10 protein-coding genes and 1 pseudogene are annotated in these 13,336 nt (G+C 29.3%); 9 read left to right on the top strand and 2 right to left on the bottom strand.

Going from position 1 to position 13,336, the window contains the following annotated elements; genetic code table 11:
* Positions 1-1,813, top strand: a 1,813-nt coding sequence (locus tag IEV63_RS08350) for a T9SS type A sorting domain-containing protein (RefSeq protein WP_188406337.1), incomplete at its 5' end; no start/stop codon positions are given.
* Positions 1,814-2,214: 401 nt separating this feature from the next.
* Here the strand turns inward: IEV63_RS08350 and IEV63_RS13175 are convergent.
* Positions 2,215-2,344, bottom strand: a pseudogene (locus IEV63_RS13175) (transposase); the annotation flags it as partial.
* A 475-nt stretch (positions 2,345-2,819) separates the two neighbouring features.
* Here IEV63_RS13175 and IEV63_RS08345 point away from each other — a divergent pair.
* Positions 2,820-3,389 (top strand): RNA polymerase sigma factor, encoded by a 570-nt coding sequence (locus tag IEV63_RS08345; RefSeq protein ID WP_188406336.1) that lies wholly within the window; start codon positions 2,820-2,822, stop codon positions 3,387-3,389.
* Positions 3,390-3,409: 20 nt separating this feature from the next.
* Entirely contained in the window at positions 3,410-4,156 is a 747-nt protein-coding gene (locus tag IEV63_RS08340; RefSeq protein WP_188406335.1) for a tetratricopeptide repeat protein, read from the top strand.
* Here the strand turns inward: IEV63_RS08340 and IEV63_RS08335 are convergent.
* Positions 4,130-6,727 (bottom strand): CHAT domain-containing protein, encoded by a 2,598-nt coding sequence (locus tag IEV63_RS08335; RefSeq protein ID WP_188406334.1) that lies wholly within the window; start codon positions 6,725-6,727, stop codon positions 4,130-4,132. The two genes, IEV63_RS08340 and IEV63_RS08335, sit on opposite strands and share 27 nt — an antisense overlap.
* Before the next feature lie 177 nt (positions 6,728-6,904).
* On the opposite strand from IEV63_RS08335, the gene IEV63_RS08330 reads away from it, so the two are divergent.
* The 6 genes from IEV63_RS08330 to IEV63_RS08305 all read left to right on the top strand — a co-directional run bounded on the left by IEV63_RS08330 (position 6,905) and on the right by IEV63_RS08305 (position 13,282).
* Positions 6,905-7,372: a hypothetical protein gene (locus IEV63_RS08330; RefSeq protein ID WP_188406333.1), complete on the top strand. Its 468-nt coding sequence runs from the start codon at positions 6,905-6,907 to the stop codon at positions 7,370-7,372.
* Between the two features lie 5 nt (positions 7,373-7,377).
* A complete protein-coding gene (locus IEV63_RS08325) occupies positions 7,378-7,809 on the top strand; it encodes a hypothetical protein (protein ID WP_188406332.1) in 432 nt (143 codons plus the stop codon).
* A gap of 39 nt (positions 7,810-7,848) precedes the next feature.
* Positions 7,849-9,072, top strand: coding sequence for an FISUMP domain-containing protein (locus tag IEV63_RS08320; RefSeq protein ID WP_188406331.1), 1,224 nt, complete (start codon positions 7,849-7,851; stop codon positions 9,070-9,072).
* A 65-nt stretch (positions 9,073-9,137) separates the two neighbouring features.
* A complete protein-coding gene (locus IEV63_RS08315) occupies positions 9,138-10,292 on the top strand; it encodes a hypothetical protein (protein WP_188406330.1) in 1,155 nt (384 codons plus the stop codon).
* Between the two features lie 2 nt (positions 10,293-10,294).
* Positions 10,295-11,239 carry a hypothetical protein gene (locus IEV63_RS08310; protein WP_188406329.1) on the top strand — a complete coding sequence of 315 codons (945 nt, stop codon included), beginning with the start codon at positions 10,295-10,297 and terminating at the stop codon, positions 11,237-11,239.
* Positions 11,240-11,296: 57 nt separating this feature from the next.
* On the top strand, positions 11,297-13,282 hold the full coding sequence (locus IEV63_RS08305) for a hypothetical protein (protein ID WP_188406328.1): 1,986 nt from the start codon (positions 11,297-11,299) through the stop codon (positions 13,280-13,282).
* The last annotated feature ends 54 nt before the right edge of the window (positions 13,283-13,336 follow it).

Here is a 13,336-nt window from a genome sequence, read left to right as displayed (position 1 = left end):
AGTAACTTCACTAACTCCACCAACAGCAACCGATAATTGCGATGGGGAAATAGTTGGAACTGCAGATGTGGTATTCCCTATTACACAAACAACCACTGTGCAATGGACATTTGAAGATGCTTCAGGTAATAGCTCTACCCAGAATCAGGTCGTGACAATTGACGATTCAACAGCTCCTATAGCTGATATACAAAATTTACCAAGTATAGAAGCTCAATGTGAAGTAACTTCACTAACTCCACCAACAGCAACCGATAATTGCGATGGAGAAATAATTGGTACTACAGATGTGGTATTCCCTATTACACAAACAACCACAGTGCAATGGACATTTGAAGATGCTTCAGGTAATAGCTCAACCCAGAATCAGGTCGTGACAATTGACGATTCAACAGCTCCTATAGCTGATATACAAAATTTACCAAGTATAGAAGCTCAATGTGTAGTAACATCACTAACTCCACCAACAGCAACCGATAATTGCGATGGTGAGATAATTGGAACAACAGATGCTGTTCTTCCTATTACTGAAACAGAAACCATAACTTGGACTTATCAAGATGAATCTGGAAATTCAGTTACTCAAAATCAACTAATTTCGATTAATGATACACAAGCACCAATTGCAGATGTAGAAAATTTAACATCAATAACTGCTGAGTGTGTAGTAACCTCACTAAATCCACCAACAGCAACCGATAATTGCGATGGGGAAATAATTGGTACTGCAGATGTGGTATTCCCTATTACACAAACAACCACTGTGCAATGGACATTTGAAGATGCTTCAGGAAATAGCTCTACCCAGAATCAGGTCGTGACAATTGACGATTCAACAGCTCCTATAGCTGATATACAAAATTTACCAAGTATAGAAGCTCAATGTGTAGTAACTTCACTAACTCCACCAACAGCAACTGATAATTGCGATGGGGAAATAATTGGAACTGCAGATGTGGTACTCCCTATTACACAAACAACCACTGTGCAATGGATATTTGAAGATGCTTCAGGAAATAGCTCTACCCAGAATCAACTGGTAACAATTGACGATTCAACAGCTCCTGTGCCTGACTTAATCCAATTAGAAGAAGTAATAGCAGCTTGCCAAGTTGATGTACTTCCAGCTCCAACAGCATCTGATAATTGTGATGTTGGTCAGATAATTGGAACAACTGAAACAGCATTTCCTATTACAGAAAACACAACTGTAGTATGGTCATTTGAAGATGCATCAGGAAATAGTACAACACAAACACAAAACATTGTAATAGATAATAGCGAGTTATCAGTAACTCTAAATGATACTTCTATTACGCTAGTAATGGATGAAGATGGTTTTGCAAACATCCAATCGCATACTTTAGATTTCGACACCAACGATACATGTAATACATTATCATTTACCTATGATAACGAAATTTTCGACTGTGAAGATTTTAATAGCAGTGAAACTAATCAAGTAGAAATAACGTTCACATTAAATGGACAAACAATTGATGTATTTACACTAGATGTGATTTTAACTGATCCAAATGGTAGCTGTCAAAATATAAGTACAGACAGTTTCAATAAACAAAATATTTCAATTTACCCTAATCCAGCTAATTTTACCGTTAACATAGTAAATACAATAGGTAAACCAATTAATGCGTATGAAATTTATGATTTAAAAGGACGCAAACTAAGAACCATAAATAATAGAACGAACATCAATAGTATTAATGTTGGTAGTTACGAAGAAGGTATTTATATCCTAAAATTACATAGTGGCTCTAGTACAGTTATTCATAAGTTTATTATAAAAAGGTAAAAGATAATTAACTAAACAAAGTGTAATTAAACCATGCAGATTCGGTTTATATTTAATAGTTTAAAATAAATACAAAAAGCTAACTATGGTAAAAAATAAAAACCAGTTTGTAAAGTACTTAGATAAAGTGAAGATATTTACAATTAGTCGCTAATGATTTCTGAAATGATCTTAAAATAAAATTTACGTAATAGCAATATGTTGACAATAAACCTAACTACTTGAATTCTAATTTTCAAGAAGGTTTTATTTTTTTGTTAAAATGAAGAATATCTTCATATTGCATTTTTTTGAGCAAACGATTTTTAGCTTCACGGTAAGAGCCATAAGTTAAATGTAAAAGGTCGGCGCATTCTTTATTGGATAAGTCTAATAATGATAAATAAATAATTTGAATATCTTTTTTGAATTTCGATGTCTGGTGCCTCGCAAATTTGAAATTAGAAGTTCACGACATCGAAAGGGTATATCGCCCTTCAGAACTTTATACCTATATTTTGTTGAACATACTATATGACAGGTCAATCGAATTACTTTATACTAAACCTTTCTTATATATTTGAAACCACAAATACGAATGATAGATTTTTAGCATTACTAAATTGCTGCAATAAAATTTCAGGGTTTTAGACCCTAATTTAAGACCAATAAAAAGTAATACCTAAGACACCGATACTTCTAACTTAATATCTGATATTAATAAAGTTATTTTTTTTGATGTGTGATTTTGAAAAATGACGGATAAAAAATAATCCCAAGCATAAAAAATTACGAATCAAAACAATCTTTAATTGAACGAGCAAAATCAATAAAAAAATATAGAAATATATATAATACATAGATAAGAAAGTAAAAAATTCATTAACCATTTAGAAAACGAAAAGCTTACATTTAGAATGTTTTATATAACGTTTATATTTAACAAAAAAATGTTTAATATTGTAGTAATATAGAATTTTAACTACAAATTAAACTTTTAAATGCAGTATCTCATAATCTTTTCTAAATGAGAAAATCCATAAAAGAAGAAGAATTAGAACAAAAACAAAATGAGTTTTGTGATGGTGATAATGAAGCCTTTGCATTTTTATTTGAACTATGGAAAACTGAGCTTTTCTTTTACACTTTTCATTATTTAAAAAATGATAAAGAAACAGAAGATGTTTTATACGACTGTTTTGAAAAAATATTAATGACTAAGGTTGATTATCGTGTAGAGAAATTTATTACCGAAGGTCTAAAACTTAAACCATTTTTAAAAGTTGTGCTAAAAAACAAAGCTCTTGATTTAATCAAGACAAAAAAAAACAGAAGTAGAATTACTAAAAATATAACTAGTCTTATCAACAGGGTTAGTTATAATGGCTCATTAGTTCAAGAAAATGAAGACTTTTTATTTCAATTAGTAAAACATTTAAAAAAAAGAGATAAAGAAATGCTTTTGTTACATTTGCAAGGATATTCGATAGAAGAAATTGGTTACCATTTTTTTTTGACAAAAAAAACAGTTAGCAATATACTTACAAACTGTAAAAATGACTTACGGAGGCAATGGAAAAAAAGTAATGAAATCTGACCAACTATATAAGTTGCAATATGCTTAAATATAATGATAAAAATATTGATTTTCAACTAGTTTGCAAAGCAATATATTTCGATAAGATAAAACGCAAAGAGTTTTTTGATTTTCTTAAAGCTAATCGTTCTTCTATCTCAGATGAAAGTATATTAGGTATTTTGGATTACTTAAAAGTAAATAAATGGGATTTTTTAAAATTACAATCAAAGATGAAAAGGTTAGAGAATTCAAACAATTCTTCTAACCTATATAAAAACCAAAATCATAAACTTTTAGTAGCTGTAATAATTTTTAGTTTTTTAGGTTTAATTATTCTAAAACAATTATATTTAGATAATAAACCTTCTAACAATATTATTTTTGAACCTACTGAAATTGGAGTTTCAAATATGCTTAATACTAACAAAAAGCCAACACATTGGATAAAATTTACAAAGGCTTACAATAAAAATGATTTTGAAATGGCATTGAATATTCTAAACAAAATGCCTGGAACTACAGATAAAGACTCTTTACATTATTTTAAAGGTATTGTTTCTTATAAATTAAAAGACTTTAATAATTCTAGTGATTACTTTTATCGAGTTTCATCCATAAATAATAATATTTTTTATCAGGATAGTCAATATTTCCTTGCACTTAGTTACTACAGATTAGAACAAAATAACAAAGCAAAAGAATTACTCCAAATAATAAAATCTGATAAATATAATCCGTATTATTTTGAAGCTTTAGTTCTACTTTCTAAACTTCCTGAAAATTAATAATATGAATAATAAAGTTCCGACAATGATTAATATAATAAATGTAAAATTTTTGTCTTCACTAATTTTTTTTAATTGAATTGCCTTAGTATTACCAACGAGTTTTAATCCCGCCCAATATTTTGGACTGCTCTTATTTGATGTGATATTGCGTAAAAATTTTTTTTGAGCTCGTTGAAGAGCTTTTGCTTTTGTTTCCCCTTCAGATAAAAAGTAAAACCATTTTTCAATTAAATCTAATGTTGAAGCTTCGTCTACATCATGAGTTGTTAATAAAACACTGTCCACCCCAAAAAGTGTCATTGTTCTTCCAAAACTAATCATACCGTCCTTGAAACCAAAACCAACCCCAGTGCTACAACCTGCCAATATTAACAATTCACAACTAGAATTGCTTAATTTAATATCTTCTATTGATAAAAAGTCATCGCTAAGAAATAAGCCATTATTATATATTTCATCAGTATTTCTACCAATACCGTGACTTATTAGCATTACAATTTGGTCTTTTTCTAAATGCTTTATGAAATTACTCTTATTCGCATCATCATTTAGAATTAGATTTACCTTGTACTTTTTATTGATCTTTTTTAAAAAGTTATCCGTGTAAATTAATTCTGGTACTTCTTTAGAATTAGGGACAAATATTGTTAATACTTGATTAGGTTGATCATTAATAATTTGTTCGTAAGCAGTTTTAGCGGTATTAGCATAACTAAAAGCATATTTTTCTCCTATATAACTTAAATTTTTATATGATTTTGATGTTTTAATATCTGTAATTAATGTACTAAAATTGATCTTTAAACGCTCCATACTTGGACTAGGAACAATCACAATTTCTTCTACTTTTGGATTTAATTGTTGTTCAACAGGTAGCAAAAATCGTTTATAATACTCATGAGCATACTTTTGGAACTGTTCAATATTGTTTTCATCTAATGCTTGATTCATAAGATTTTTATCAGCATTTAAATATTCATTAGATATTTTATCTAAATAAATAATAGAATCTGATTCTCTACTAATTAAATGAGCTAATAATTTTGTGTCATGTCCATCTAATTTAAACTCTGAGTAAGAGATTAAAGCTTGATTACTTTTTTGGTTCTCTTTTAACTTAGAACTAGATATGGTTTTAGGGATAAATGTTTCTTGCTGAATTTTACTTCCAAAATCATATTCAGCTAATGAGCTAACTTCGCCGTTATGGTTTAATTGGTCTATAAAATTTTCAAATTTCACATATTTTAAAGTATTGTCATTATATAAATTTGGCTGAATTTTACTTTTTTCAATTAAATGTTGAAATGTATAATTCTTAGATAATTCTCCACTAATAAAAATATCTTCTTTGTAAGCTTCATTATGAGTAGCTAAATATAATTGAATGTAATTATTTTGAATTGTTGGATAAGGATTACTAAGGTAATTGTTACGGTTAAAATCATTTTTATCATTAATGCGATCATCAATATAAAGTTGCCAAGTCTTTTTTAATTCATTTAAGTTTTTTTCATTACTTACAAGATAATCAATGTTTTTAGTTTTTTCATAGAGTGCATTTAAGCTTCTTGCTTTCCATAAGTAGCTTGTAGATAGCATAAAGTTGTAAGCAGAGAAAGTGTTTTCAGTTTGATCCAATCCTGTAATTTTATAGATGCTTTTTTCATAATTTTTTAAGGCTGAAGTAAAATCATTGTTATAAAAATGTACTAAACCTAGAAGACTTTGATATCGTGAACTATAAAGATTGTAATAGCCTATATTTTGATCTAAAGACTCAATTTGTTCTTCAAAAATTTCAGAAAGTTGCTTGGATAATTGTTTATGACTTTCACTTTCGAGATGCCCTTCTATATAACTGTTAGACAAAGTATCAATTAAAAACATATTAGCTCCAATTTTAACTTCAGATTTTTGAGTATGATAACCCGCATATTTTTTATTAAGAATGATTTCAATAGTATCTCTATAGCTTTTTTTTAATTCGAAGTTATCTGAGTAATTTCTGAGTGAAAACAAATAATTTAGATAAATTAATTCAACAGCTATTAGATGGGAGTCATTTATGTTTTTATGTAATATCGACAAGCTTTTTCTTGCATAAAGGTTAGCTTTATCGTGCAACATTCTAATGCTGTAATATCGACTAATATAAGAATAATAAAGTGCTTCATAAATTTCTTTATCTGGGTAAGCTAGACCAAAATAATATCGGAATTTTTCTGTGTGTTCTAAAAATCGATCTACTTCTATTATTTTATCATAGGTATTTGCTAGTCCTAAATGAGCTTTAGCTTGTTGCTTGGGTAATAATTTAAACTCAAAGTGTTCTTTAATAATTTCGTTTAAAACTTGTAAGGATTGAAATAGTTTACCCCTCTGGAGGTAAACATCAGCCAAATCTAATTTTACATCTATTTTGCTAAGTTCTGTTAACTCATTCTTTTTGAGTGTTTTTTCTAAATTTAACTCTTTGTCGTACAGCAAATTATTTATGCTTTTATGTTCTTTTTGCCCATGGGCAAACCAGGTAATGAAGATAATTAATAGGTATAGCTTTTTCATTTTTCTTAATTTATTTTAATAGATGAACTTTTGTCTTAAAAAAACTTGCGCAAGATACTTTTTTTAAAAAATAGTAGATTTAAATATGGTAAGTTAGTTTTAATAAGGAAGATTATCATTTCTAGTCGTTTTATTATAGAAGATTGGTTAATCAATTTCTACTAAAATTATATAATAATGAAAATATTTTATAACATAAACCGGGCATTACATACATCACTATTTATAATATTAATGTATGCTAAATTAGAAGGTGTTGGCTATATTAGCTTAGCTTTAAGCCCCTTTCTTATCATTACTTTTTTATTTATCACTATTGGGTTGGTATTTGTCTCAACTTTAACTTGTTTTGCTCCTATCAGAAATCCTTACGATTTATCTATTATATTCCCTGAGTTACCCCCTATTAAAAAAAATGTTTTTACCATAAAAAAATTCCAACGTTTCACAGTGATTTTTAGAGAGATTTCTGATATTTTAATTTATTTAGCAATAGCTTTTTACTTTATAGATCCAGCCATTGATAAAATTACCTTTATCCTCTTTTCTGTGATTCCAAAAGCAATTTATTTTACTTTAATAGCATTTGTTCCACAACCTATTGAACAAGATTTAGGAAAAGTTTTTCCTGAGCTAAAAGTTTAGTATTTATGAATAAGACATTTTGTTATTTAGCAGCTGGCCCTTATCTTAAAAACTATAATCAATTAGCATTTGACAAACTCTATTTCATAGAAAAAAATGACTGTCTATATAAAAGCTCTTATCAAAAAATTCCAATAAATACAGAATGGATTTGTTTGGATGTACTTAAAACGATTGATGATTTAAAGGAACGAGAAATCAAAATAGATTATTTGGTCTCATTAAATGAAGGATTAAAAGAAGGTGGCAGTGGTTATGCAATCCTATCTGACGAGATGATGGGTTATTTGAGTCCAATTTTAAGAGATGAAATTATATTGATTTGTGATTTTTCTCATTATCCATTAGATGTGAGAGATTATTATGCGAATTTAAACTGGGGATTTGAAAAGGTCAAGGAATTAGAAAGTAATGTGAGTTGTCAAATTATAGAATGAACGCTATTAATCTTTATATATATTAAAACGCATTAAATTATGGATACAATAATAGTAAACAACTTATTTTGGCAAACAAAAAATTTAGCCCAGAAAACCTTCAAGGATGGGCTTGAAATTGATTTTGCTATCAATAAAATGAAGCTTGAAAAATACAACAATTTAAAAATCCCATGTTACCATTGGTATAATTTCGATTCCAATAATTCACATTTAGGATACTGTTATAATGAATTTGCAATTAAAAATATAAATGAAATAGTTGAAGATGATTTCAGGTTGCCAACCTTGGATGAATGGAAAGACCTTGTAAGAATATGTGGCTACTTGTTTGAAGATGATGAGACCCACCTATGGGATTCAACTTGGGATTATAATCAAAACAGGCAAAAGAATAATATAAAATCTCTTAAAGACCTTAAAAAAAGGGGTAAATGGAAAGGCGGTAATCACAGCGGTAATGGTAAATTGGGTTTTCAAGCGGTACCTCATGATTATGGTACATTCACAAGTTGGGCTTATTTGGAAAAAGACAATTTAACCGTAGGAACATTTTGTGTTGGGAACACTCCCAATTACAAAAAAATTGAAGCTTGGGCAAATAGTAATTTCATTTCTGGTTTTGTAAGGCTTGTTAAAAATAAAAATGAATCAATCAATGAAAACTACATTGAAATTAAAAGGAAAATTTGGGCTTCAGAAGATTTTAATCACTTAAGTTTTAAAATAGCTCAAATACCTAAAATAGAAAATCCAAAAAAATGGGGAGAAGAAACACGTTTACAAAAACCAGCATATTGTTACTATAAAAACGATTCGGAAAATGGATATATGCTGTATAACTATTTTGCGTGTAAAACGATAAGCAAACAATTGCCTAAAGAATATAGAATTGCTTCATTATCTGATTTTAATAACCTTATCAAACATGCGACAAATCAAGACCGACAAGGTCTTTTGTCGCTATTAGATGTAAGTTATTGGAAACAGTTTTATTTTTTAGATTATAGAAATGTAAAAAGTACAGGTTTAAATATAAAACCAAATGGCATAAGAAGAGCCTCATTTGTTACTTTTTGGGAAGGAGAATCACTGTACACATACAAATACTTTAGCGGTAAAGGGAGTTATGCTATGTTTTGGACATCAGATGGGTATATCGTAGAATTTGAATTAGAACTTGGAAAGATTAAATTTAAAACTCATAAAGTAGATGACTATTACAATGGTCTTGGTTTATCAATTAGATTGATAAAAGAATAGCTCACTTAGAATAATCAGGATAATAATCGATAATATTTTTTTAAAATAAAACTTAATCAAAATTCATGAAAACTTTAGTTTACTTAGCATCTGGCGCAATTAAAAAAAAATATTATTCAATGCCTTTTGAAGCAATGTACTTTATAGATTACAATGCAGGGCTAAGAAAAAATTATCCTGATGAACCGACCCATATTCGGTTTATTGGTAAAGATGCGCTATTGTCAATTGATCGGCTAAAAAGGGATAACGTGCGAATTGATTGTTTAGTGGTGATAAATGAAGGTTTGTTTGATGGTGGTGGAGTGTATCCCCTGTTTTCTGATTTTTTGATGGGCTATCTCTACCCTTTGCTAAAAGATCAGTTTACCTTAATTACCGATTTAAATCCTTATAAAACAACGATTTACAAATCAATATCTAGATTAGACTGGGCTATAGAAAAGACTTGCGAACTATTCCCGGGTGATAAAAATTACATCAATCCACGTATTTTTACTACTTATGCTTCTGAAAATGGGGCTTTTGGTCAAGTTTTTAAAATACGTAAAGTAAATTTACAAACAGTATTTCAAATAAAAAATAATCAAATTAAAGTAAAGCTTATACATGGAAGTATTTGGAGTGATGCCGATGATTTAGACTATATAGGCATAAAGCTTTCAAATGATGGAGTTCGTTTACCAAGTAGAGAAAATAGAAATTTCCAAACTTCTTCAGAATTTTTTAGTGCAAAAACCAATGTGCATAACCTAAACAATAAATCTGTTGAAGAAATATTACAAGATGCGGAATCAATTAGAGCTGAAGTTTTAGGCTTGACTACTTGGGGTGCAGGTGATTATGAAGATGTTTTTAATTTGTTAGAAAACCATCAATGCACACAGGTAAAGGAAGTGCGATTTTACCATCTAAATAAAAATGATTTTGCAGGGATTTATAAGAGTTATGCAGACCAAATTATAGCCGCATACCCTAATTTTTTCACAGATATCATTCAAAGTGATGCTTATAACAATCAATACCTTTCGGTTATCAAAATGGGCTACAGTTCTTTAATGCAAAAACTTTGTGCTGAGATTACACAAGCTTTGAAGGCTGATGAAGACTTTCGTTTTTCGGAAATAAAAATTGATTCTAATGAGCTTCGAGTTAAATCAAGAACAAATAATCAATTTATTCAAGGTTTACTTCAAACGGTAATGAAATTAAATAATTAATTATGAAAACGCTATTATACTTGGCTTCAGGACCCTACCTTGATGTATACTCTAACCTGTCGATTGATAAACTATTTTTCGTTGAAAAAGACGATATGAAATGGACTCAATCTTATGAAAACATCCCTACGAATGCGGAATGGATAAATAAGGATATATTAGTATCTGTTGCTGAGTTAAAATCACGAAACATCAAAATAGATTATTTGGTCTCATTAAATGAAGGCTTAAATGAAGGTGGCGGTGGTTACGCAATCCTATCTGACGTGGTGATGGGTTATTTGAGTCCAATTTTAAGAGATGAATTTATATTGATTTGTGATTTTTCTCATTATCCTATAGATATAAGAGATCAATATGCTCGTTTAGACTGGGGATTTGAAAAAGTTAAAGAATTAAAAGAAGGAGATTCGGGGTTTATAGACCCTAAAACCTTTACAGAAAGTCAAGAATACAATTCTGGAAACTATGGTCATGTTTTTAAAATGAAACGAATTAGCTGTTCAGCTCGTTTTTATATAGCAAACCAAAACGTTCAAATGAAACTTGTGCAGGGAAGTATATGGGTTGACGAAGAATCACTGGATACCATTGGAATCAATATTAAACAAACAACACTAGTTGGCGAAGCTGCCTACAATAGTCAGTCAGTTAGTGATTTCTTTCTTTCTAAACCTAAAGTTTTTAATCTTAAGGATATGACGTTTGATGCTATTTTAGAGTATTGTGAGCAAAATAGCATCAAAAATTTGGGGCTTTGCCCATGGTTGCAAGGTAATTATCAAGAAGTTATAAAGGGATTGCAGGGTAACTTACCTAATTCTTTAGAAAGTATAAGTTTTTATCATTTAAACATCAATGATTTTGAACAATTATACATATTATCAGCTCATTATTTTACTGATAAATTTCAAAATTTATTTACAACACTAAAAAAAAGATGCTAACACAAAAAAAACATAAAAATCAAATTGCTAAAAATTAAAATTTAAAAAAATAAAATAATGGCAAATCCTATTTACACATTTAAAGATAAGCAAACCAATAATCGTTATTTCCTTTTATGGGATACCATCCAGGGTTTCCCAAAAACGATACCAATGAATCTGCTAACATTTCTTCAATATTGGGGAATACGTAATAAAGAAAAAATTAGCACATTGTACTCCATTTACCCTTGCTTGATAGAAAAAGGTGCATCACTAAAATATTCTTCGTTTAACGAAATCCCAGATTACTTAAAAGAACTTTGCTTTGATTGTTTAGAAGTTCAGATTGACACGCCTAGTGATCAAGAATTTGAACTGAATCAAGAATTGGAAGATTTGTTTGCTTGTGATTTGACTTTCTTTGAATTTTATTCTCAGTATATTCAATTAGTCTCTGAAGTTAATCCTTTCCAAAGACGCCCTAAAAGCTATTATCTATCTTGGTCAAGGACTTTAGAAGTTTTGAATATTTCGAAAAGTAATATTCAAGGATTATTGCATGCTGCCGCAGAAAAAAATGGGGTTCATGCAGGTGATTTAAATTTTGAAACTAAAGATATTTATTGCTGGTTTGAACACAATGTTTTTAAACGTTTCCCTAAAGTTATGGTAGATTTTTTTGTGCAATTGGCGCAACGTAATCTTGTAGCTATTGATGCCATACCCCATGTGATAAGGAATGATCAATCCATCCAATATATTTTTACTCAATTTGAAATGGAATCCTTTCTTCCAGATGAGAATGTTGACTACAATTTGTTTGACCAAGAGCAACCCGTATATGAATTGGTGAATGATGATCGTTTTTTTAGGCAATTCATAAATCTACTTACTTTTGATGGTCAAGAGTTTGAGTTAATGGGGTTAAACCTTCTAAATAAACCGATGAGTGCATTGAGTGATATGTTGAGTGATTCTCTTTATATCGATAACTTACAATTAGTCAATCTAAAGGATAGTAAAGGAAATTATCTGTTGCAAATGATATATACCAATGATTTTCAGGTAGATCCTAATGACCAATTTTTGTTTTTAGCACCTTTTGGTCAACAAGCTTATCATGTTGTTCACAAGTCCGGCAATGTTTTAGATACTAGCGGATATTATGATTTTCATATAGCTGGAAATATTGGCTATATGCAATATTCTAAAAACCTATCGTGGATACGCTGGAGTTACGATGAAGAAACAAACGCTATTGACAAGCAGCCGGTATCTATTGAAAATCCATATAAAAAAGGCATTTGGGAATTGACTGAACAAGGCTTTCAACAAGCATTATTAGAAAATAATGATGGGAATAATCTAAATGAATTTGAACTTTTGAAACTAGTGTTTGAAGACAATAACTCCCACTACTCTATTTATTTGACCATGCCCAATCAACCTACTGGAGAAAGTATTCAAAATGAAGTTATTTCCACCTTAAATAAATTATTAAACAACGGTTTAGATATTGCTGATTCTAATACAGCAGCTAAAGAACTTTATAAATCTTTGCTGAAATCTAATAGCGTAATTCGTTTTAAACAACCTAATCTAAATATATTCTATCTTAGACATAACAAAAAAGTTACCACAGGGTTTGTCAAAAACTATCAAAATGATGATTTTCAAAATGAATTGATCGATGAGTTAAATGAAGATCGACCTATCATTTCTCATTTTCTAGTAGAGTTACTACAGAAAAAAGGAAATTATACTTATGAACATAAGCTTTATTTTAAAATGAATATTAGGGTTTCACTTTTTAAGAAACATTGTGAAGATTTTGTTGAGAAAAACCCATTATCTTCCAAATCTGATTTAGCTGAGTATGCTGAAAAATTCAAAAATTTCTTAACAGGGAAAAATTATCAACAAGCAAATGTCTTAACCCGAAATTTAGAAAAACACACTATTGCAAATTTATTAGATGTAGAATTAAATCAAGAGGGGCGTTTTGATGTGCCTCAACCAAGAGTTATTGACTCTGACGACGACGATGATTTACCTTTTTAGGATAAATATGTAGCAAATAATCAATTTTAAAATATAATTAATTAACACAAACAA

The organism is Psychroflexus salis (assembly GCF_014640175.1).
GTDB classification, from domain to species: Bacteria; Bacteroidota; Bacteroidia; order Flavobacteriales; family Flavobacteriaceae; genus Psychroflexus; species Psychroflexus salis.
Note: the sequence above shows the minus strand (reverse complement) of the source record. Positions and strands in the feature narration are given on the sequence as shown.

Excerpts from the sequence above, each read along its gene's own strand:
- IEV63_RS08345 (WP_188406336.1), top strand. The coding sequence starts at position 2,820 with ATGAGAAAATCCATAAAAGAAGAAGAATTAGAACAAAAACAAAATGAG.
- IEV63_RS08340 (WP_188406335.1), top strand. The coding sequence starts at position 3,410 with ATGCTTAAATATAATGATAAAAATATTGATTTTCAACTAGTTTGCAAA.
- IEV63_RS08335 (WP_188406334.1), bottom strand. The coding sequence starts at position 6,727 with ATGAAAAAGCTATACCTATTAATTATCTTCATTACCTGGTTTGCCCAT.
- IEV63_RS08330 (WP_188406333.1), top strand. The coding sequence starts at position 6,905 with ATGAAAATATTTTATAACATAAACCGGGCATTACATACATCACTATTT.
- IEV63_RS08325 (WP_188406332.1), top strand. The coding sequence starts at position 7,378 with ATGAATAAGACATTTTGTTATTTAGCAGCTGGCCCTTATCTTAAAAAC.
- IEV63_RS08320 (WP_188406331.1), top strand. The coding sequence starts at position 7,849 with ATGGATACAATAATAGTAAACAACTTATTTTGGCAAACAAAAAATTTA.
- IEV63_RS08315 (WP_188406330.1), top strand. The coding sequence starts at position 9,138 with ATGAAAACTTTAGTTTACTTAGCATCTGGCGCAATTAAAAAAAAATAT.
- IEV63_RS08310 (WP_188406329.1), top strand. The coding sequence starts at position 10,295 with ATGAAAACGCTATTATACTTGGCTTCAGGACCCTACCTTGATGTATAC.
- IEV63_RS08305 (WP_188406328.1), top strand. The coding sequence starts at position 11,297 with ATGGCAAATCCTATTTACACATTTAAAGATAAGCAAACCAATAATCGT.